We start from the raw sequence: 22,379 nt of genomic DNA, 5'->3' as shown, positions 1-22,379 counted from the left end.
TGGCCTTCGCGTGAAAGGAGCGCCCCATGTACGGTCTGGTCAATCGCGCCATCGAGCAACTGGTCGTGTCCCTGCGTGGTCAGGAGGGGTGGCGCCGCGTGTGCCGCCAGGCCGACTGGCCCGACGAGGGCTTTGTGGCCATGCAGACCTATGACGACGGCGTCACCTATCGGCTCGTGGGCGCAGTGAGCCAGGAACTGGGTATGCCGCCTGCCGACGTGCTTCGGGCATTCGGCGAGTACTGGATTCTCTACACCGCAGACGAGGGCTACGGCGACATGCTGACCATGTGTGGCAGCGATCTTCGCAGCTTTCTCGAGGGCATGAACCACATGCACGCCCGCATGGAAGCGACGATGCCACACATCCGCCCCCCACACTTCCGTGTCGAGGACGGCGCGAACGGCGAGATGCTGCTGCACTATGAGTCAGAGCGGGATGGGCTCGCGCCCATGGTGGAGGGCTTGATCGTGGGGCTGGGACGACGGTTCGGGCAGGCGGTAGAGGTTCATCACCGACATCCACGAACGCCAACACACCCGGTCGATGTCTTCGAGGTACGGCCCTTGCCATGACCGCCCCCTTGCCTGCCTCCGTGACCGCCCGCCCAGTCTTGTGCGGTGAGGCGTTCGAAGCGGCATTTCCATTTTTCCTGTTACTTGACGACGATTTACGCGTGGTGTCGGCTGGCGCCGCGCTTCTGCGCGCTGTTCCGACCCTGATCGTCGGCTCGCCTGTGCGCGATGCCTTGACACCGACACGCCCCCGGGGTCTGGCCGATCACACGGACTGGCGGACGTTTGATCGCAGCGCCGTGGTGCTGCGGGGCAAGACCGAGCCAGCCCCGATGTTCCGCGGGCAGCTTGTGGGGCAGGCGGACGGTGGCGTGCTGCTGCTGCTGTCACCTGTGGTGACCAGACTGGACGACCTGCGCAGACTTGGTCTGCAACTTGGCGACCTGGCCCTGCATGATGCAACAGGCGACCTGCTGTTGCTGCAGCAAGCGCTGCAGACATCGGTCGATGATGCGCAACGGCTGGCCCAGCGCCTGAGGGTCAAGGGGCAGCAACTGCAGTGGATGACCGAACTGTCGGGTCATGGGGTGGCTTACTTCGATCAGGACGGTGCTTTGCTTCAGCACAACCCGCTGTTCACCACCCTACTGGGATGGCCTGCGAGCACCACCATGCCCTGCAGCATCGAGACCGTCACGGTCAGGCTCAGGGAGATGCTGATCCCCACGGATGCAGACAGGCTGGATCTACCCGCCCTGGCCACGGCCGATGCACAGGCACCGGCGACCGCTCAGGCCCCGCCAGCCCTGGTGGTCATGACGCGCACGGGTGAGCATCTGAAGATCCGCTACAGAAACGCGGGCTGCGACGCGCACGTGCTGTACATCCGGGACGTGACCGCTGAAACGCAGCTGGATCGGATGAAGACCGAATTCATGACCACGGCGGCCCATGAACTTCGCACGCCGATGACCAGCATTTACGGATTCAGCGAGATGCTCGTCAAGCGCGCCCTGCCGCCCGAGAAGGCCAAGTACGTGGCCGAAACCATCTACCGACAGTCGTCCTGGATGGTCACCCTGCTCAATGAGGTACTGGATCTGGCGCGCCTCGAGGCGCGCCAGGGCAGCGACTTTCACATCGAAGCCGTGCCCGTGCCGGAGTGGCTGGAAGAGGTCTTCACGGGCTATTGCGATGCCGACGCCATGGCGCGGTTCAGCCTGGCGATCGACGAAGAGCTGCCCGACATCGCTGTGGACCGTCTGAAGGCGGGGCAAGCGCTGGGCAATGTGTTGTCCAACGCCTTCAAATACTCGCCAGAAGGCGGACCTGTCACCCTGTCGGTCACCGCCACGCCGCTTGGGGACCGCAAAGGGATACGGTTGTGCGTCTGCGATCAGGGCATCGGCATGACCGAGGCCCAGCTGGCACGCATCTTCGAGCGCTTTTACCGGGCCGATCCGTCAGGCAACATCCCGGGCTCAGGGCTGGGCATGAGCCTGGTCCAGCAGATCGTCCACCTGCACGGCGGGGCCGTCGAGGTCACGAGCGAGCCGGGCGTGGGCACGCAGGTGAGCCTGTGGCTGCCCGCCTCGGTCAGTAGAAGTTGACGACCAGCTGGAACTGGGCCGTCATTCGCCCGCGTACCTGTTCGGGCACCTTGTTCATTGCGTAAGCCAGGGTGAGCCGCGTGCTGGTGTGCTGACCAAACGCGGCGTTGACGCCCCACCCCACACTGGTCAGATGCTGGTGACTGGACAAGGTGGTCTCGGGTGGCCGGAAAGGCTTCACATCGCCATGGTCCAGGAACAGGAAGCCCGTTGCGCTCAGCGTGGTGCCGGCGGTGCCCAACTGCGTCTGTCCGATGGGATGTTGCAACTCGAACGAGGCCACATAGCCTGTTTCGCCCGACCAGGTGCCCACCGGGTAGCCACGCACCGAGCCCTCGCCCCCGATCACGAACTGTTCGCTTGAGGGCAGCAGCGCAATGCTGGTGTGCTGGAACGACAAGGTGCCGGTGGCGTTCCAGCCTTCAGACAGCTGGTGCTGCCGACGCAGCCAACCACGACCATGGTGGTAGCGGCTGCGGTCGACGGTGCGTTCGCGCCCGTTCGTGTACGCGTAGTTCGCGACCCAGTAGCCTGCGTTGTCCAGCCATTGCCATTCGCCGCCCACACTGGCATCTGTGGTTTCGACGCGCGTGAGAAACACCCCGGCGGTGTAGTTGTCGGTGCGGCGCTGTTTGGCCGACACCAGCAGATCGAACTGGGCCTGCCGGGTGATCACCAAGGGCTGGCGCACGGACGCCAACGCGCTGTTCGATTTGCCGCTCACATCCAGCTGCTTGAAAGGCCCGAAGCGGATCTGCGTGTTGTCGTCGTAATAGCTCAGGCTCAGGCGGCCACCCTGGCGATTGAACGGAAAGGTGTAGCCGGCCGCATAGCTCTGCTGGCCGCGCGATTGCGTGGTCGTGATCGACGCCTCGTCACGGTAGCCCAGCAGGCTGCGGTTGTAGTAGCCCACGCTGGTACGCAACTCGCCCGTGCTGCGGCTGCCAAGCGTGTCATAGGCCACACGCAACAGGTGGCGGGGCGGTTCGCTGATGTTGATCAGCACGTCGGTGGTGCCGAACGACGCGCCCGGCTTGAGTTGCGCCTGCAGCTGCGCATCGGTGGTCCGGTTGAACCACAGCATGTCGTCTTCCAGCGCCGGCAGGCTCACGAGTTGGCCAGGCTGAAGGCTGATGCGGTTGCGCACGTAATCCGGATGGGTGCTCGTGGCACCTTGAACGCGGACCTCTCCAACGCGGCCTTCGACCAGCCGGATCTGCACCACGCCGCCGGCCACATTCTGAGGCGGCAGCACCGCGCGGGCCGTGACCACGCCGCGCTTGCGGTAGATGGCGTTGATCTCGGCCACCGTGGCCTGGACATCGGCCAGGGTCCGGTTCGGACCCTTCAACGCGTTGGCAAACGCCTGAAGTTCCTCGGCCGAGAAGATCTCGGACGCGGTGAAGCTCACCTCGCGCACTTCGAAGCGCACGGTGTCATCGGCCTTGGTGGCCGCCGGGGCAGGCGGCGCTTCCACCGCAGGCGGTGCGGACCGCTGCTGCTCGGCCCGCTCGATCATCCTGCGGCGCTCTTCTTCCTCAATGCGGCGCTGCTGCAGCGCGCCAGGGTCGACAGTCTGAGGGAGAACCGGTGGCACCTGGGCCATTGCAGGCCAGGCCGCCAGCGCTGCCGCCAGCCAGCCCATCTTCGGGATCATCGTCATTCGCATTGTTGTGCTCCATCCGGGCAGTTGCCCTGACCGTTGTCGGTGCTCACTGCGCCGTCCGCGGAGACGGTCACAGCACCCCCCGGGCGGCTGACAGCAGGGGCCGCGCCGCGTGTCGTGTCAACTGAGCGGTTCTCGGTGAACACGTTGTTGGACTCTTCCACCGCGCTGGTGTTGTTGCCGTTGGCGGACAGCACCTCATGGGTGGGCCGGCGACCGATGGCCCAGGCATCGGTGTCGACGTGGTTGGTGAACAGTCCCAGCGAGAATGGCGCGCCGCCGGTATAGAGCTGCACGTCCGCGTCCTTGAGGCGTCGGCTCGTCTGGTCGATCAGCAGCGTGGTCTGCGGATTCAGCAGCGTCAGCGTGCGGCTCACATCCACTTCGCTCACCCAGAACTCGCCAGTCGGCACGCGAAGCAGGCCTGAAACTGTCGAGACCGTGTCCAGACGGAAGGCCGTGGGTGAATCGAACACAGCGTCGATGCGCGTGGCACGCCCGCCTTCCCAGCCCGTCAGCGCGCCACCGTGCGCATCGGCGCCAGTGCCCTGTACCGAGGCGGTGATGCGGTCGCTGGCGGCAAAGAAGCCACCACCGACCGTCACGCTGCCGACCTGGATCGATGTCGGCGCGGCAAGCTGCACATCCGCCGTGCCCGACACCTGCTGCAGGTTGACCAACCCGGTCTCGGCGCGGATGAACACGCTCTGATCGGGGTTGGACACGCCCAGTCCGGTGCTCACCACACTGTTGCCCGTGATGCTGCCGTCGGCCGTCAGCAGGACCCGGTTGCCCGCCTCGATGCCGACGATGTCGATGTCGCCCACAAAAGCCAGATCGACCACGCCGCCCGAGGTGGCGCTGATCTTGGCCGTGGCCACGTCCAGCGGGTCGTTGCCGACGCCCTGTGCGCCCACCAGCGTCACCTGCGATGCAGCGCCGCCCATGGCCATGATGTCCACGCGGGTGTCACCGCTGTCCAGAATGCGCCCAGCGGTGCTGACGATGCGCACGGCATCCGCCGCATCGCGTCCAGCCTGGATACCGGTGATCAACGCATCACCGACGGTTTCGATGTCGATGCTGCCCAGATCGACACGGATCTGCGCGGCGTCGCTGCCGTTGCCGGCATCGTCCATGCGCAGGCTGCCGGCGCGCAGGCGCAAGCCTTGCGTCGTAGCATGCACATCAGCCTGATCGGTCAGGTGCATCGTTCCACCGGCGGTCAGCGACAGCGGTCCCAGGGCCGAGACTTCACCGTCGATCGTCATGTCGGTCGACGAGCCCAGGCTGAGGGCGTCGCCGGAGCGAATGGTCCCGATGTTCAGGCGCTCGCCGGCCGGCGCGAACAGGTGCACGCCCTGCCCCGGCGTGGTCGCAAACGCATGAACACGGCCATCCGCGTTCACCCCTACATCGAGCGCGTTGGTGAAGGTACCGATCGAGCCGCTCCGGGCCGTCAGCCGCATGCTGCGGCTGCGGATGTTGGTCTCAGGCGTCACAGTGGACTCGCCCACATGCGCATCCAGCAGCGAGCCATCCGCCACCAGCGTGACGTCCTGGCGCGAGTAGATGGTGTCGACGGCCAGGTCGTCCTGGGCATCCAGCGAGATGTCGCCAGCGGCCCGGGCGATCAGGTTGCCGTTCACATCGATGCGCATGGCCCCGATGACTTCGCCTTCGAGGTTGACGATGCCAATGCCTCCGTTGGCGGCCTCCAGGATCACGTTGCGGCCACTGACGTTGGTCGTGCCCGCGGCCGCACCGTTGATCAGGGCACCGGCTGTCTTGATCCGCACGTCGCCCGGGGCGCTGACCTGATCCAGACGCAGGTCCTGCTCGGAGCCGATCAGCAGATCGCCGGTGGCGGTGGTCGCCGTCAGGGCACCAGAGCCAACGGCCACATTGACCGGCCGCGGCCGGGTGATCGTGATGATGTTGCCGGCCAGCACCGCGTCGCCCCGCTCGGCAGCGGCCAGAGCGGCCTTCTGCTCGACGGTCAGGGCATCGAGCCCTGCGCTCAGGTCGATCACCTGGGGTGCGTCATAGGAACCGATACCGGTGCCGGCAATCAGCTGCACGTTACGCCCCTTGGCGTTGGGCTCCTTGATCGTGACCACCGTGTCGGTGATGTTCTTCAGAAGGCCTGCGCCGACCGACAACATCAGTTGCGCATCCGACCAAGATGAGCCGCGACGGATCTGCGCGTCCTCAGCCGCGCTCACCGTGTACGTGAAACCGCGGTCGTAGGCGGCCGTGAAACCGCCCACCTCAGCGTGCAACTGGTGGTACTGCGCCGTGCGGTTGGCTGCGAAGGTGTCGACAAAGGCATTGAAGGCCGCATCGGTCTCGCCCTCTGGACGGCCAGTGCGCAACACTGCACGTTCGGCGTCCGAGACCTGATACTGATACGCCTCGTTGTACGTCGTGCCGCCATCAGCCTGCTGGCGGCGCAGCTGCCAGTACAGCTCGTAGTTGTTCTTCTTGCCGCGTGCGAACGCCGCCACTGCTTCGTCGGCCTTGTCGACGGCACCCTGGCCGCGCAGGCGCAGGCTGTCCCACAGCTCGGCCAGTTCGTCCTGCGTACGCAGGTCGGTCGTGGCGAACGGGTTGTTGTCGATCAGGCCGCCCGAGGTGCGGATCTTCACGTCGCCGGCCAGCGACTCGGCAGAGATCAGCAACAGGTTGCCCGAATAGGCCGCCTGGCCCGTCTGGGCCACATTCGACACGTTGATGCTCTCGCGCGCGCTCACCATCAGGCCGTTGTTAGGCCAGTCGGCCTGATTGGCGCTGTAGCCTGTGCGCACGGTCAGCGGGTTGTCGACGCCAGCCGACAGCTCGCCCACCCCCCCATTGTGTGACACCAGCTCGACGCGGCGCCCTTGCACATACGCATTCGCGTTGCCATTGAGGATGCTGCGGTCGGCCTCGAGCATGACATTGGCCACACCCGTGCCGCCCACCGTGCCCACACGCAGGTTGCCCAGCACCTGTTTGACGCGCACATCGCCCGAGTTCGATGTGGCATTCAGCAGCCCACCTTCCTTGACTTTGACGAGCATCGGTGCCGTGGTGCTGCCGATGCCCGTGTTGGCCTGCAGGTTGATGTTGTTGCCACTGATGACCGACTGGTCGCCGCTGCGGTTGATGCTGCCTTGCGTCGAGGTGATCGACGTGTCGCCATTGCGGTTGTTGATGGCGCCGTTGATGACCACGCCGCCCGTCGAATTCACCTGAACCAGGCCCTGATCGTGGCCGATGTAGCTGATCTTGATCGGGTAGTCTGCGCGGACGCTCGTGGTCTTGACTGTCTTTGTGGACGTCGCTACCGAGAACTCGGTGTAGTACGTAGCGTTGGCACACAGGGTCCACCAGTTGCACTCCTTCCAACTGCGGCCTGGGGTGAAGGTGCGATCGGTCACCACTGACTCTTCACGGTAGTGCGTGTGTGGCTGCCCTGTGATGCCCTTCAGACCGGTGCTGAGCAGTTCACCGCGTGCGAGTGGGTCGCTCGTGGTCGGTACGGTGCGCAGACGATATTGATCCAGTGCCAGCGAGCTGAAGGTCGATCGGATGTCGAACCAGCCCTTCTGCGAGTAACGGTAGAACTCGCGCTTGCCGCTGTCCGCACCAACCGTCATGGCGTAACGCAGGCCGGTCGTGGGGCTGTAAGTGCCACCATCGCGGCTGCCGCCTGGGGTGCGCGTGAACGTCTGCGTGCTCATGATCGGGCGCCCCTGCGCATCCAGCCCGGTGATGTTGGTGACGTTGATCTTGCCGTTCACGCCGCGACCAGCGTCCAGCGTGTTGATCCAGATCGGCAGGTCGCTGGCGTTGCTGACCTTGATCTGCCCATAACCATCGAGCACGCGCAGCTGGCCGCCACCCGTTGCCTGGTTGGTGTTGAAGATCTGCCCGAACAGCTCGATGTAGCCACCCTGGACCTGCACGCCAGAGACTTCCAGGCGGTTCTCCTTGGCGTTGAAGTAGACCTTGATCTGCTCCCACTTGCCGCTGGCGGCCGTACCCAGCCCAGTGACGTTGGCGCCGTTGACCTCGTAGAACTCGGCGCCCGCAATGGCCTTCTCTGCGGGGCTCTTGGCGTTGTACGCCGCGCGGGCCTGCGCGAAGCTGCCAGTGCCAGAACCCAAAGCCACGGTGGCGTCGGCCGGCACGTTCACGCCCCACTCCGGGATGCCGCTCTGAATCGTGCCGTTGATGTTCAGGTAGCGGGCTGCGATCAACACACTGCCGTTGGCCACAATCCCGGCGCCAGCCGTCTCAGGCGTGTAGTCCACGCGGTCCACGGTACCGATCTGGCTGTCACCCGGCACCATGGTCAGGGGCCCGCCAGCCGTATGGAAGAAGCTGTCGGTGTAGCTCTGCACGAAGTCGCCGTTGCGGGTAGCCACCTCGACGGTGTCGGCGCGGATCGTGGCGGTTTCGACCGGTGTGATCAGGTCGCCATTCGCGTCGCGCTTCTGCTCCAGGCGGATCGAGCCGGCTGCGCTGTCGATCTTCACGAGGCCGCGCGTATTGGAGATGTCGCCCTGCAGAATGATGTCTGGCGCAAGCGGTGCCACATCGGCCGGTGTCGATGCCAGGTACATCGGATCCAGCGGGTCGTACTTGCTCTCGACCAGGATGCGGGGCTTTGCCGCCGTGACCGGCTGACCGCTCGCATCCACCGCGCTTTCCGCCGTGAACAACTTCAGGTTCGCTCCGCCTGCAAGCCCATTGACCTGGTTGACCTCACCGTTGTTGGCCACGTCCACATTGTTGAAGTAGACCTTGCCGCCTTCGTCTGGCGCAATGGTCAGGTTCTTCAACACCAGGAAGCTCGGCCCGTTGTTGGTGATCTTGATCTCGGCATCACCCGGCGCATCGAGCATGCCCGAGCCGCGCAGGCGGTCGCCTCGGACGTAGATGTTGCCCAGTTGCGCGAAGCTGTCGCTGATCGTCAGGTAGCGGGCCACTGGGCCTGGTTGCACCTCATTGCTGTAGTCATCCAGGTTGATGCCACTGATCAGGCTCGACAGGTTGTCGATCTTGCCGTTGAGCTCGCTGATCGCCGTGTTGTTCTGCGTGATCTGCGTGTTGTTGGCATTGATCGTGGTGGTGTTGTTGGCGATCGTCGTGTTGTTGTTGTTGATCGTGGTGTTGTTACTGCTGATCGTCGCGTTGTTCGCGTCGATTTGAGCCTGCTTCACTGCGCGCTGCGGATCATTGGCCGCCAAGGCGTTGATCTCGTTTTGCAGTGTGACGTTCTGCGCGGCCAGCGTGCTGTTTTGTGAGCTCAGCGTGCTGTTGTGCGTCGTGAGGTCGTTGTTCTGTGTGGTCAGCGTGCTGTTCTGCGCCGACCGCGTGGCGTTGTCGCTTTGTTTTTCACCACGGGTAGTCTGGTAGCCCGCGCTGGTTTCGGTCATCCCATCGATGGCTTCTTGCGCAGCCTGTCGAGCACTGATCGATGCAACGCCCGAGAAGCCCGCCTGGTCCTGATAACCGAGTTCTTCTAGCTTGCGCTCCAGGAAGCGGATTTCGGACTGGTAAGCCGCCACAGCGATGCTCGCGTTGGCGTCCGTCTGCGTGACGGTGTACTCCTGGATCAGGGCCTTCAGATCCTCGATGCGCTCGATGATGTCGGCGGCCACATTGCGGAAGCCGGTCCCCGTGATCGAGATGCCATCGGTCTGCTTGGTGGCCGTGCCATCCATGCCGATGACCAACTCCTGCTTGCGGTGGATGCCAACGTGCACATCACCGTCAACGGCCACATCCGAGGTCTGCACCTTGATGGAGCGGCCCGTCCGGGTTTCGAACGACACGTCTCCGCCACCAAAGGCGTTGCTGACGGCGCTGGCCACGGCGGCCAGGGCTTCGCGATACAGATCCTTGCCAATGCCCACGCCGGAGGCCGTGACAGCGCCCTCTTCGGCGTACAGCATCACGTGGCGAGAGGCTTCGACCTCGGCCCCTTGCGCGATGTTGATCTGGCTGTGGACCTGGCTGATGGCATCGGCCACCGGATCGCGGTTCACCGGGATGGCCGTGTTGTTGTAGACGTCCGTGCGCGCCACCGTGTTGACCGTGGTCTGCTGTTCGGTGCTGCTGGCGCCCGCAGACAGGCGCACGTCGCGCATCGAACTGAGCAGGCTGCCCGAGGCAATGTCGATGGTGTGCGTGCCCATGAAGCTGGCCACGCTGTCGCCAGCCGGAGCCACCCCCACGGCGCCATAGACGTCGACCGCGGCCTGTGCGCGCACATCGGCCACCGAGCGCGCACCCAGCGCCATGTCGCCCACGCTGCTGAGTTCAGCCTGGGTCGCCACATTCACGATGGCCTGGTTGTTGTTGGCCAGCACGACCGATTTGGCGCTCGCCGCCGAAATGGCACCACCGGAGCTGAGCTTGGCTTTGTCCGAAGCGGTGACCTGGTTGAACGCGTCGATGCGGAAGGTGCCGGGGTTGGTGCGCAGGCCCGTCTGCACCAGCTTCGCAGCGGCACCCACATTGACCGCTGCCCGGTTGCTGATGGTGGTCGTGCTGCTGGCTGCCGGCACATCAGCCAGACCGCCCGAGCTGGAGTTCACGTTCCACGCCGGCGTGTTGACGTTCAAGCCTGGAATCGTGCTGCCTGGCGACTGCTTGAGCACCGTGTTGGCGGCCGCGATCGTGATGTGATCTGCCTCAACGTAACCGCCTGCCCCCACATGCGTCTCGGTCACATTGCTGACGGTGTTGGTGGCCTTGGCGCCACTGACGCCCACCAGCGAGGCGTTGGTGCTGTCGATCCAGCTGTCGAAGCGCGAAGTGTGGGTGGCCGACAGGTGGAGCTGGGTGACGTCGATCTTGCGCGCGTTGCTGGCGGCGTTGTCGCCCGAGCCGGTGCGCACAAAGGTCTGGCTGCTGTTCGAGGTGGTTGCCTCGGAGAACGGTGCCGACACCACGCCGCCACTGCCCGCAATGCTGTAGGCATAGTTGGCGTCGTCGCTGTTGGCGCGCACATCCAGCGTCTGGCCAACCACGCGCACGTTGTCGCCCAGCGAGGCCTGCGTCGTGGACGATGCATTGGCCGTGGCGAAGTTCGCACCCACCGCCACGATGCCCGCCGAGATCCCTTCGGACGAGGCGGCCTGCAGCGAGCGGTTCTCTGCCACCACTTCGGTGGTGCCACTCACGTTGAGCGTGCTGCTCGCGCCCACGCCCGCCTCGGCACGACCGCCAGCGTCGGCGCGCGCTACCGTGGCGTTGGCGCCCAGCAGCAAGCCACCCGCCGCGCCCGTGGCGCGTGCGCGGGCCGTGGGCGTGCTGCCCACCAGGCGCTCTGCCCTGACATCCAGATCCGCCGCCGTGATCGCGGCCTGATCTCCGACCTGAGCCTGGACATTGGCTGCGGATGTGGCCGTGGCCAGCGAGGCACCCACGGCACCCGCACCAACCGACACGCCGAACGATTCGGCATCCACGCCCACCGTGCTGGTGGCCTGCACGACCATGTCATCGGTCAGGACCACATCGATCTGGGTGCCCGTCGTTGCGGCCACGGTGGCCGTCATCGACGCCTTCGCATCCGCGCCGGATCCGGACAGAATGCCTGCCGCGCCGGCCACGGTCTTGGCGCTGGCCACCGAGGTGTCGCTGGCCGTCACGCTGAGGTCGTCACCACGCACCTTCACGCGTTGGCCCAGATCGGCCCGGGTGCTACCCTCGAAAGTCGAGCGTGCCACCGACGCCCCCACAGCCAGTGCACCAGCCGATGCGCCATAGGCTTCCGTTCGAGCACGGCGGTTGGTCGTGGCGCTCACCGTCGTGGCCGTCGCATCCTGCACGTCTACGTCGTTCTCCAGCTTGGCTTTTGTCTGGCTGGTGTCCTTGAGCACCGCCACCGACGCGCTCAACCCCACCACGCCACCCGCACCGGCCGCGCTGGTCACCAGCGAGCCGTTGCCATTGACGTTCTGCGCGTTGGCCTGCACGGTCAGGTCGCCATCGGCGTCGACCGTGGTGCGCGCATCGATGAAGGCCTCGGTTGTGCTGTTGGTCAGGCCGATGCCGACCGCGCCGCCAACGCCCACGAAGCCTGCGGCGGCACCGACGGCATCCAGGCGCAGCTGTGTCCGGTCGGTCGCTTCCACGCGCACGTGTCTGCCGGTGACGAGCGTGGCGTCCTGCCCGACAAAGGCGCGTGTCTTGTCCAGCGAGCTGCTGCGGTTGTCATTGAGGTCCGCGCCCACGCCTAGACCGGCTGTGCGACTCTGGATGGCCGTGCGACTGCCCTGCAGGCGATCCGAGTGGTCCAGTTGACCACTGACCTTGTCTTGCCGGATCTGCTCGTCGGCCTTGCTGGCCGTGCCGCCGTTGCCAATGCCTTCCTGCGAGTCGGCATCCAGCTTGGCGCCCACGATGGCCAGGGCCACCGCGCCCGAAATGCCCACCGAACCGCCGCCCGCCGCGGCAGCTGCGGCCGATTGCACGTCCTTGGTCGACTCAGCTGAGACCGTCAGATCCCGATCGGCCCGCACCCGGGCGCTGTCACCCACGCTGGCCGTCGTCGTGTTGCGAACGATGTTCACATCGGCCACTGCACCGGCGCCTGCGATGGCACCAATGGCGGCGGAGCCGCCGCCCCCGCTCAGCTCCACGGTATCGGTGGCCCGAACGGTGACATCCTGCGCCGCACCGCGCCGGGTCTGGTTGACCTTGGCGTGGTTGCCAATGTTGGCCGTGGTGGTGGACTTGGTCACCTTCACGCCTACGGCGCCGGCCACACCCACGCCGCCCCCTGCAGCGCTCACCGTCGCCGTGCGGATGGCCTCACGGCCGCTGGCCACCACCTCGGTGCTGCCCGAGGCATCCAGCACGGCACCGCCGGCTGACGTCGTGGCGCCTTCCACCTCGGCGCGTGTGGTGTTGTCGACCACGGCCACCGAGAAGGCCCCGCTGACAGCGCCGATGCCAGCCGCACCGCTCACGGTGTACAGGTCGACCTGGCTGTTCTGATCGGCCTGGACGGCCAGGTTGCCGCTGGCCGAAATCTGCGCACCCGCGCGGATGCGGGCCTCGGTTTCGTTGCTGATGACGGCCACGCCAACGGCTGCCCCCACGCCAGCTGCACCGCCCACCGACACGTTGGCGCTGATGCCGTACAAGGTGTCAGAGCCTTCCGCGCGCACGTGTACGTGACGCGCCTGCACTTCGGCACGGCCGATCTCGGCGCGCGTCTGCTTCTCCAGCACCAGGGTGTCAACCGCACCGCTCACGGCGGCCGCCCCTGCGCCCGACACCGTGCCCACCGTCTGCACAACGAAGGTGTGATCGGCTGCACGAACGCGAACCGACGGGTCCGCGCCCACCGGCGTGCCCACATTGATCTTCGCGCCGTCGCCCACGGTCGCTTCGGTTTGCGAGGTGATCACGTTGACCGAGGCCGCGCCTGTCACGGCCGCAGCGCCAGCACCTGCCACACCGATGGCCGTGCTGATGACCTTCTCGTTGTTGATGGCCGTGACCGACAGGCCCTTGGTGGTTTCGGTCTGCTTGGCCCCGATGCCACCCGTGGCGCCGGCCACAGCCGACGGGCCCAGGCCTTGGGCGGACGGATCCACCGTGTTGTTCGCGCCGCCTTGGCCATTGCTGCCCTGCGCCTGCACCTGCAGCGAGATGCCGCTGCCGACCTGGCCTTCGGATGTCCCATCGCCATTGAGGTCAATGCCGCCGCTGCGGCCGCCGGCCACAGGGGGCAGCGCCGTCGCCGCGCCGATGGCGCCGCTGTACACCGTGGTCGCCGCCGCGTTGCCGCGGGCGTTCACAACCGAGTCATCGCCCACATAGGCGCGGGTGACACTGCCGATCACGTTGGCGCCCACATTGACGCCCACGCCAGCCGCCCCTCCGCCGTTACCCACGGCCGAAGCCGAGATGATCAGGATGTCGTCGGTGGCCGACAGTTTGACGTTGCCCTCGGAATCGACCGTGGCGGCCTGCTTGGTGGTGTCGTCGCGATGCGAGCCAATGTAGGCCTCGGTCACGTTGTTCACCACATTGGCCGTGGCCACAGCGCCCACCGCTGCGGCGCCTGCGCCACGGATCGACAGCCCAGCCGAGATGATGTTCTCGCGGGAAGCAGCTTCCACCGCGACGGTGTCCCGCGCCTTGACCTGCGCGCCTTCTCCGATGATGGCGCGCGTTTCCTTCGTCAGCACATTGGTGTCCAGCGCCGCGCCCACAGACGCCACACCCGCACCGCCGCCCGTACCGCCCACAGTGACCAGGTTGGTGCCGCTGTCGGCCTTCACGTCAACCGATTGGGCGCTGGTCTGATAGGCCGCGTCTTGGTTGACCTGGGCGGCCCCAATCAGCGCCGTCGTCTGAGACGAGACCACGTTGACGACGACAGCACCGCTCACATCCGCCGCGCCTGCGCCGCTGCCGGCAATACCGACGTTGTAGACGTCCTCGGACGTGGTGGCGTGCACCTCGGTGCGCTGACGCGCGTTGGTCTGCGCGCCTGCGGCGATCGACGCGGTGGCCGAATCACGCAGCAAGGCCACGCCGAAGGCGCCGGCGACGCCCGCGGCGCCCCCGCCAGCACCGGCGCCCGCGGCGATCACCACCGTCGAACGGTCCGCCGCGGCCACGCGCAGGTCTTCGCCCGCGTTCACTCGCGCGTTCTGCGCCACATGCGCCACCACGGCCTGAGTCGGGATATCGGCCGTCGTCGCGCCCATCTGCGAGCCCACGGCGAGCGCCGAGGCGTTGCCATCGAGCGTGCTGCGAGCCGATTGCGCACGTGCGTCAGTGCCCATCTGACTGCCCACCGCGCTCTTGGTCAACTGCCCGTCCGAATAGGCCGCCGTGTTGTTGCCCTTGAGCCCGTCGCTGGCTTCGCCGTCCAGCAGCGAGCCCACAGCCACCACCGACACTGCGCCGGCCACGCCCGCTGCACCACCCCCGGCGCCCGCGATGGTCACCGAATGGATGTCCTTGTCCGCCTGGGCCTCGACCGTCACGTCCTTGGTGGCGCTCACATGCGCGCCCTGCTCGATCACCGCGGCCGTCTTGTTCTTCACGAAGGTGACGTCGGCCGTACCACCCACGCCCGCCGCGCCGCCTCCGGCACCAGCACCTGCCGCGGAAATGGTACGGATCTCGTCATCCGCCGTCACCGCGACCGACTGGGCTGCCGACGTGATGCTGCCATCCTGGTTGACGCGGGCGTTCTGGCCAATGCTGGCACGCGTATCCGACGCCACCACATTCACCGAGATCGTGCCGGCCACACCGGCGGCCCCGCCACCTGCGCCGGCCACCGTGACCGTGTTGACGTGCTGCGTGTTCTGAGCGGCCACGCGGGTCGTGCCGCTGGCATTGGTAATGGCATGGTCGCCAATGCGGGCCACGGTCTCACCCGTGTTGACCGCCACGGCCAGCGACACCCCCACACCAGCGGCTCCACCGCCCGCACCGGCACCAGTGGCCAGCGTGGTCGTGCTTTCCGAGCGTGCGGACACATCCAGGTCACCTCCTGTGACCCGGATGTCGGCTGCCTGGCCTGCGCCGGGCGCATCCTCAATGGATGCCTCTGTATGGCCGCCAATACCGACACCGGCCACGGCGCCACCCACGCCGGCGCTGCCGCCGCCGGCAAAACCGGCCGTCGTGCCCACGGTGGTGGTCATTGCATCAGCGCCCAGGCGCACGTCATCGCGCGAGCGCACCACGCTGCCATAGCCAATCGTGGCGCGCACGTCCTTGATCACCACGCCCACGTTGGCGCCTGCACCGACACCGGCTGCGCCGCCACCGCCTGCCCCCGCGGCCGTATTCACGAGCAGCGTCTCGCCCGTGGCCTGCACGCGCACCTGCTGGTCTGCCGAGGCGCCCGTGTTGTCTTCGTTGATGCGCGCGTTGCGCCCGATCCGTGCGTGCGTCTCGCTGGCGATCACATTGGCCGAGACCGTGGCGGCCACGCCGGCCGAGCCACCGCCCGCGCCACTGGCCACTGTCGTGATCAGGTCTTCACGCGTGTGCGCGGTCACGGCCAGCCCCTTGGCGGCCTCGGTCGCCTTGCCCGCTTCACCGGTCGTGACCTGTTGCGCCGCGCCCTGCCCCCGCGCCGTTACCTGCGCTTCGTCGCCCACGCGGGCGGTGGTCTGCCCCTGCAGCACGGCCACGCCGAGCGAGCCACCCACACCGGCCGTGCCGCCGCCGGCCGCCCCACCGGCGATCAGCACGCCGGTGATGTCGTCTTCGGCATGGACCTTGACATTGCCCTGCGCCTGCACGCGAGCCTTGTTGCCAATGGCCGCCTCGATGTCGCTCTCGACGATCAAAAGCGACACTGCGCCGCCCACGCCGACGTTGCCGCCGCCACCAAAACCGATGGTGGCAGATGCAACATCTTCGGATGCCCGCGCCTCGATGCGCACGTCGCGTGCAGCGCGCACATCCGCCTGGCGGCCATCAGCCAGGGTGTCATCTGCGATGCCAGCCTTGACCGTCTTGGCCAACACGGTGGTGTCCGCCGCCGCACCCACGCCCACCTGGCCACCGCCGGCGCCACCACCCGACACCCCCACCACGGTCGTGTCGGCCACGGCCTCCACGGTGACGCCCTGTTGGCTGGTGGCATAACCAGCTTCGGTGTTCACGTAGGCGCCCTGACCGATCGTCGCCTCCGTGGTCGACTCGACCACATTCACCGACACGGCGCCGGCCACGCCCACCTTGCCACCGCCAGCACCCGCCACCACGGCGGTCACCACGGTTTCGTCCGCATGGGCGCTCACCGCCACCGTCCGGCCGGCATCCACCACCGCATTGCGGCCCAGAGTGGCCTGCGTCGTGTTGCGCACGATGTTGGCAGCAATCGAGCCGCCCACACCCACCTTGGCGCCAGCCGCCACGCCCCCAGTGACCATCACCAGGGTGCTGTCGTTGTCGGCTGTCACGCCAACATCCCCACGCGCAGCCACACGGGCGCCTTCGCCCACCTCGGCCACCACGGTGTTGTCCGACACGATCACGCCCAGCACCCCGGCCACGCCGGCCGTTTCAGTGCCAGCCGCGGCGCTGACCGACACATTGGTGATGTCCTGCTGCGCCTGGGCGCTGACCTTCACGCCTGCGCCCGTGCCATTGGCTTGCACATCAGCGCCCGCGCCCACGCTGGCGCGCACGGTGTCACGGTTGATGATGTCGGTGTTGGAGATGCCCACACCCGCCTTCTTGGCCGCCGCAACCGCGCCTGCAAACGAGATCGCGCGGGTGCCCGACTGGGCCTGGACAGCCACGCCGAGCTGCTCGGCATTGGGCGTCCCCGGCACGGCTTGAGGCTGGACGCCGGCGCTTCGCACCGTCACGTTCTGGGCCAGTTGCGCCTCGGTGATGTTCTCGAACACATTGACCGAGAATGCGCCCGATACGGCCGCATCGCCCTTGGAGGCCGCCCCCGCGACCGCCTCGGTGTAGTAGTTGTTGGACCCCAGGTAGCTGGCCGGATCGAGCGTGTCGAAGTTGAAGCTCTTCACGTCGGCGATATTCGGCAAGGGATTGAGCATCACCGGATGCCGATCAGCGCGGATGGTCAACGACTGCACGTGCAGGCCCGACGGGCCCCAGCTGCCTGCCACATCGCGGCCCACCGAGGCCATCACCTCGCTACGCGAGACCAGCACGGCAAACGATGCACCCACGCCTGCCTTGCTCTGCCCACCCTTGGACAGCGCGCCCGCGCGTGCCTGAGCCGCCACCTTGCTGGTGTCTTCGGCATGCACCTTCACATGGTCGACCGCATCGGCCACGGTGCCAATGTCGGCGCCCTCGTCAATCGAGGCGCGCGTCTCGTTCTCATTGAGCACCAGCGCCAGCGCGCCGGCCACGGCCACTTCGCCACCACTTGCACCCGAGACCGCTTCGGCGCTCTGGGTGTTGACGAAAGCGCTATCGCGGTTCTGCCGCGAGCGCGCATGCACCGTCACGTCGGTCGCGCCAGTGATCTCGCTGCCTGCCCCCACTTCGGCGATCGTCTTGTTGCGCGTCGCCGTCACGGCCACGGCCGCAGCAATGCCGATCTCGTCCGACACGGCCTCGCCGGTGGCCAGCGTACGGTAGTTGGTCTGCGTGTCGGCCTTCACATCCACACGGCCCGTGGTCTCCACGCGCACGCCCTGGCCGATGCGTGCCTTGGCCTGGTTCTCAGCCACGCTCACGCCAATGGCAGCGGCCACACTGACCTTCTTGCCCTGTGCCTTGCTGCCGCCCGACTGATCGGTGTTGGTGTCAGGCGTGCGCGCCTCGGGGCTGCTGGTGTCCGTGCTGCTGGTCGCGCTGTTGCGGTTCTTCGCAAAGTTCAGCTGGCTTTGCTTCTGCTCATCGACCGTGGTGCCCGCCTCGGGCTCACCATCGCTTTTCTTCTTCTCTGCTGCGCCCTTGGCGCCTGCCACAGCCTCCGTGCGCAGGCTGCTGGTGGAATCGGCTTCGATGCTGGCCGAACTGGCACCGCTCACGTTCCTGTCGAGCGAAGCCGACACGTCTTCCTTGGCAATGGCGGCGGCCAGCGACGCGCCCACCGCCACATTGCCCTGCGCGCGGCCCGTGGCCTGCGTGGTGACCGAGCTGGTCTGGCTGGCGTCGATCTCGAGCGCACCCGTCATCGCGACCGGCGTCCCGCCAGCGTCAATGCTGGCGCCCGTGGTGTTCACCGAAACCGTCACGGCCGCCACCGGCGTGATGTTGACCTTGGCGCCCGATGCGCCGCCCGTGGCCGTCGTCGACGCGGTATGCGCCGCATCGGCCGCCACGCGCACCTTGGCCGCGTCGGTCAGCACGGCGCCACTGCCCACGCGGGCTTGTGTGGTCTGGCTCGTGACGTTCACGCCGATCGAGGCGCCTACCCCGAGCTTGGCGTTGTCGCCGCTGCCCTTGACGTCAGACGTGACCGACACCGTATTGCTCGATGCCGTATGGGCTTCGACGGTCACGTCCTGGCCCTGCGCGTCGACTTTGGCACCCGTGCCAACGCCGTTCTCGTTGCCCTGCACCTCGGCGCGCGCCACGTGGTCCACCACGTTGACGGCCAACGCCCCGGCCACGCCAACGTTCTCGGCGCCCGCGCCGCTCTTGGCCGTGGCCGACGTGGTCTGGGTCTCGCCCGCGGCCGTCACGGCCTTGACGACGAGCCCGGCCGACTGCACATCGGCATCGTCGGCCACCACGGCCGTGTTGCGCGAGGTGGCCAGGTTCAAGGCCACCGCGGCGCCCACGCCCACATTGGTCTTGCCGTTGTCCACCTGGCTGCCATCGGCGCTCGACGACGCATCCATGTCGTGCGTGCTGGTGACGCGGGCCTGCCCGCCGCTGCGCACCGTGCGGCCTGTCGAGACCTCGGCTTGGGTGGTGGCCTTGGCCACGTTCACGCCCACAGCGGCGGCCACGCTGACGCCGCCTTCGCTGCTTTCGGCCTTCGGTGCGGTCTGATCGTTCTGGTCGATCTTGTCCTGGGCATCGCTGTCAGCGGCTGAGCCGCTGCGGCGGGCGGAATCCTTCTGGGCCGTGACCTGCTCATCCACCGTCTTGCCCGGCGTGCCACCGCTGCCGGCCGGCTCGTCGTTGCTGTCGGCCTTCTGGCCCCCGGCCACGCTGGCCGTGGCCGAAACCGAGCTGGTTGAGCGCCCATCGGCCGCCACGCTCACCGCGCCGCCAGCCGTCACATCGCGGTCCAGCGTGGCGCGCGCCTCATCGGTGCTGACGTTGACCGCCACCGAAGCGCCCACCGCGACGCGGTTGCCGCTCGTCTGACCCGTGGCCGTGGCGCTGGACGATGCCGTCTGCTCGGCAGACATGTCCAGCTCGCCCGACGTGGCCAACTCACCAGCAGCGGTGCCGATGCGCACCTCGGTGCGGTTCACCGCCACCGTGGTGGCCGCCACCGGCGTCACCGAGATCTTTGCACCACTGGCCCCACCCGTGACCGTGTTGGCCAGCGCGTGGGCCGCCTTGGCCGCCATGGTCAGGTCACGCGCGCCCGTCAGGCGCGCGCCATCGCCCACCGTGGCGTCGGTTTCGTTCACCACCACGTTCACGCCCACCGACGCGCCCACGCCGACCTTGGCCGAATCGCCCGAGCCGGTCACGTCCGCGCCCACCGTCACGTTGCTTGACGAACGGTTGGTGGCTTCGATGCGCACATCATTGCCACCGGCATCCAGCTGCGCGCCGGTTCCGCCGGAGTCGGCGTCTCCCGCCAGCGCTGCCTGCGCGCGGTTGCTCACCACGTTGACACCCAGCGCGCCGGCCACGCCGACATTGCTGGCGCCCGCGCCGCTCTTGGCCGTCGCCGAGAAAGCGTGGTCCTTGCCGTCTTGTGTCAGCGCCGTGATCTCGGCGCCGCGCGAACGCACATTCGTGTTGTCGCCCAGCGTGGCCGCATGGCTCACGTTCGCGATCTGGATGGCCACGGCTGCACCCACGCCCGTCGTGCCGCCCGTGGCGCTGCCGTCTGCGCTGGCGTTCGATTGCGTCAGCGAATCGGCGCCCACGGTCAGCTTGGCGTCGGTGTTGACCAGCCCCGTGCTGGTGATGCGCGCCTGCGTGTCGCTCTTCACATCGGCCACCGCGATGGCACCGGCCACCTTGACCGACCCTTCGGAGGTCTGCGCCGTGTCACCGTACTCGTTCAGCGTCTTGGCGCTCTCGCTGTTGCCGCTGGTGTCTTCCTGAGCGCCCTTGGCGGCCGACTTGGCGGTGGTCGTCACCTTGGTGTCCGCCTTGGCAGACAGCGTCAGCGCCCCGCCCGCATCGGCCGTGGCCTGCCCTTCGATGGCCGCCAGGGTTTCACTGAGCACCTTGCTCACCGCCACAGACGCACCAGCCGCATTGCTGCCCGCCGCCGAGGCGTCGGCAATCGACTGCACGTCTACTTTGTTATCGGCCAGCAGCGACAAGGCGCCGCCGGTTTCCACACGGGATTGGTCGCCCACGCTCACCGTGGCGCGGCTGTCGATCACCGAGATGGCCACCGAGCCGTCGCCGCTGAGATTGGCCAACGCGGAAGTGGGCTTGGCCTGAGCCAGCACGTTGGAGCTGGCCTCCAACACGGCGGCGCCCGATGCGTTCAACTCGCTGCTGCCGGACACCCGCACGCCCGCTTCGCTGTCCAGCGTCAACACCGACGCAGGAATGGGGATCGCCCCTGTGGCGCTGTCGACCGATGCCGCAGCGCTCAGCCGGATGTCACCACCCTGCGCGGTGATCTGGGTGTCGACCACGTCCACCGTGGCACGCACGGTCTTGACCACCACCGGAGACAGCCGGCTGCTGTAGGCTGCGCTGGCCGACATGGTCACGTTGGCGCCCTGGATGGTGGCGCCTTCCAGCAAGATGCCGGCTTCCACGTCCTGCAAGGGCGTCTGCTGAGCCTGCACCTGCACCGAGATGTCGCCCGCCGGTGCACTGTCGTTCACCCAGGCCGACAAGGTGCCGCGCACGGTCACCTGTTCGTCGGCCACGATGTCGATGCGACCAGGTTGCACGACCACGCGCGTGCCCGAAGGCAGGCCGTTGACATTGACGACGTCCGAGAAGTCGGGCGCAGTGCCGGTGAAGCTCGCGTTGCTATAGACCGCGCCGCCCACCACAATCGTGCCGGCCGCCAGGCGAACGCCCCCCGCAGCATTCACCGTGCCCTGGATGTCGATCTGCCCATTCACGTTGCGAGGCGCCGTGCCGCCCAGCAATTGGGCTGTGGCAGCATCGCTCGGATTGCCCGGACCATTGAAGAAGCCCTGCACAAAGCCGGCCGTCGGCGTCGTCATCGTGAGACTGCCCACATTGACCACACCCGAAGCGCTGATCAGGAAACCATTGGGGTTGGCAAAGTAGACGTTGCCGCCGATCTGACCGTCCTTGATCGCATTCAACACTCCCGAGATCGTGGTGCGCTGGTCGCGCACCAGGTTGATCAGGTTGTTGGTGCCATTGGGCAACACCAGGTTCGCGGTGGTGCCCGCGCCCACGGAGAAGGTCTGGAACGAATTGAACGCGTTCGCGCCGCGCACCGTGCTGGTGCTCACGGTGGTCACCGAGCCGTTGGTCTGCACCACCGTCTGGGTGCGCCCATCGGTCACGATCTGGGCGCTCAACCAGGACGGTGCCCACACCGTCTGCCAGGCCAACAGACACGCCAGCGTCGAGCCGGCCAGGCGCCAACGCCCCGCCCCGCCGGCTGCGCCTGCGCCGCCACCGCCCACCACATCCACCGCCGCCACACCATGAGACGACTTGCCCTGACGCTTGGCCGTCTCCGGAGCCACCACCCAGCTGAACAGCTCGGCATTCCAGATGAGACGGTAAATGTGGTTCATGGTGCGCTCCCTTGCGCCTGAGTGGCGCCGTTCAACCGACCCGCGCACCGTGACAATGGGTGAGCGGTGTGAGAAAGCGCACATTTAATGCGGAATCACCCCGCTGCTCAATCCTCTGGCTAGATGGAAAGTCGATATGCGTCAATCGACTGGAAGGTGCGTTGTCGCGCAACGACGTCGTCCGTTCGGGCGAACCACTGAATGAGGTGATGACGCCACATTCTGA

Annotated in this window: 4 protein-coding genes; 2 read left to right on the top strand and 2 right to left on the bottom strand. The window is 67.0% G+C overall.

Features of this window, described 5'->3' with window-relative positions; genetic code table 11:
- The first annotated feature begins 26 nt into the window (after window positions 1-26).
- Together GTZ97_RS14660 and GTZ97_RS14655 are read left to right on the top strand one after the other, a co-directional pair.
- The gene (locus GTZ97_RS14660) at window positions 27-575 is read left to right on the top strand and encodes a heme NO-binding domain-containing protein (protein ID WP_161651391.1); all 549 of its coding nucleotides are present in this window, start codon (window positions 27-29) and stop codon (window positions 573-575) included.
- Between the two features lie 20 nt (window positions 576-595).
- Window positions 596-2,125 carry a sensor histidine kinase gene (locus GTZ97_RS14655; protein WP_161651390.1) on the top strand — a complete coding sequence of 510 codons (1,530 nt, stop codon included), beginning with the start codon at window positions 596-598 and terminating at the stop codon, window positions 2,123-2,125.
- On the opposite strand, the gene GTZ97_RS14650 is transcribed toward GTZ97_RS14655, so the two are convergent.
- Together GTZ97_RS14650 and GTZ97_RS14645 are read right to left on the bottom strand one after the other, a co-directional pair.
- On the bottom strand, window positions 2,112-3,794 hold the full coding sequence (locus GTZ97_RS14650; protein ID WP_161651389.1) for a ShlB/FhaC/HecB family hemolysin secretion/activation protein: 1,683 nt from the start codon (window positions 3,792-3,794) through the stop codon (window positions 2,112-2,114). The genes GTZ97_RS14655 and GTZ97_RS14650 overlap by 14 nt on opposite strands.
- The gene (locus GTZ97_RS14645; protein WP_161651388.1) at window positions 3,785-22,153 is read right to left on the bottom strand and encodes a leukotoxin LktA family filamentous adhesin; all 18,369 of its coding nucleotides are present in this window, start codon (window positions 22,151-22,153) and stop codon (window positions 3,785-3,787) included. Before GTZ97_RS14645 ends, GTZ97_RS14650 begins: the two co-directional genes overlap by 10 nt.
- Window positions 22,154-22,379 lie beyond the last annotated feature (226 nt).

This window comes from Aquabacterium fontiphilum (assembly GCF_009909205.1).
In the GTDB taxonomy this organism is placed as follows: Bacteria; Pseudomonadota; Gammaproteobacteria; order Burkholderiales; family Burkholderiaceae_C; genus Aquabacterium; species Aquabacterium fontiphilum.
The sequence above is the reverse complement of the archived record's forward strand: the minus strand, read 5'-3'. Positions and strand labels throughout refer to the sequence as shown.

Coding starts and splice junctions, on each gene's coding strand:
- GTZ97_RS14645 (WP_161651388.1), bottom strand. CDS start 22,153: ATGAACCACATTTACCGTCTCATCTGGAATGCCGAGCTGTTCAGCTGG.
- GTZ97_RS14650 (WP_161651389.1), bottom strand. CDS start 3,794: ATGCGAATGACGATGATCCCGAAGATGGGCTGGCTGGCGGCAGCGCTG.
- GTZ97_RS14660 (WP_161651391.1), top strand. CDS start 27: ATGTACGGTCTGGTCAATCGCGCCATCGAGCAACTGGTCGTGTCCCTG.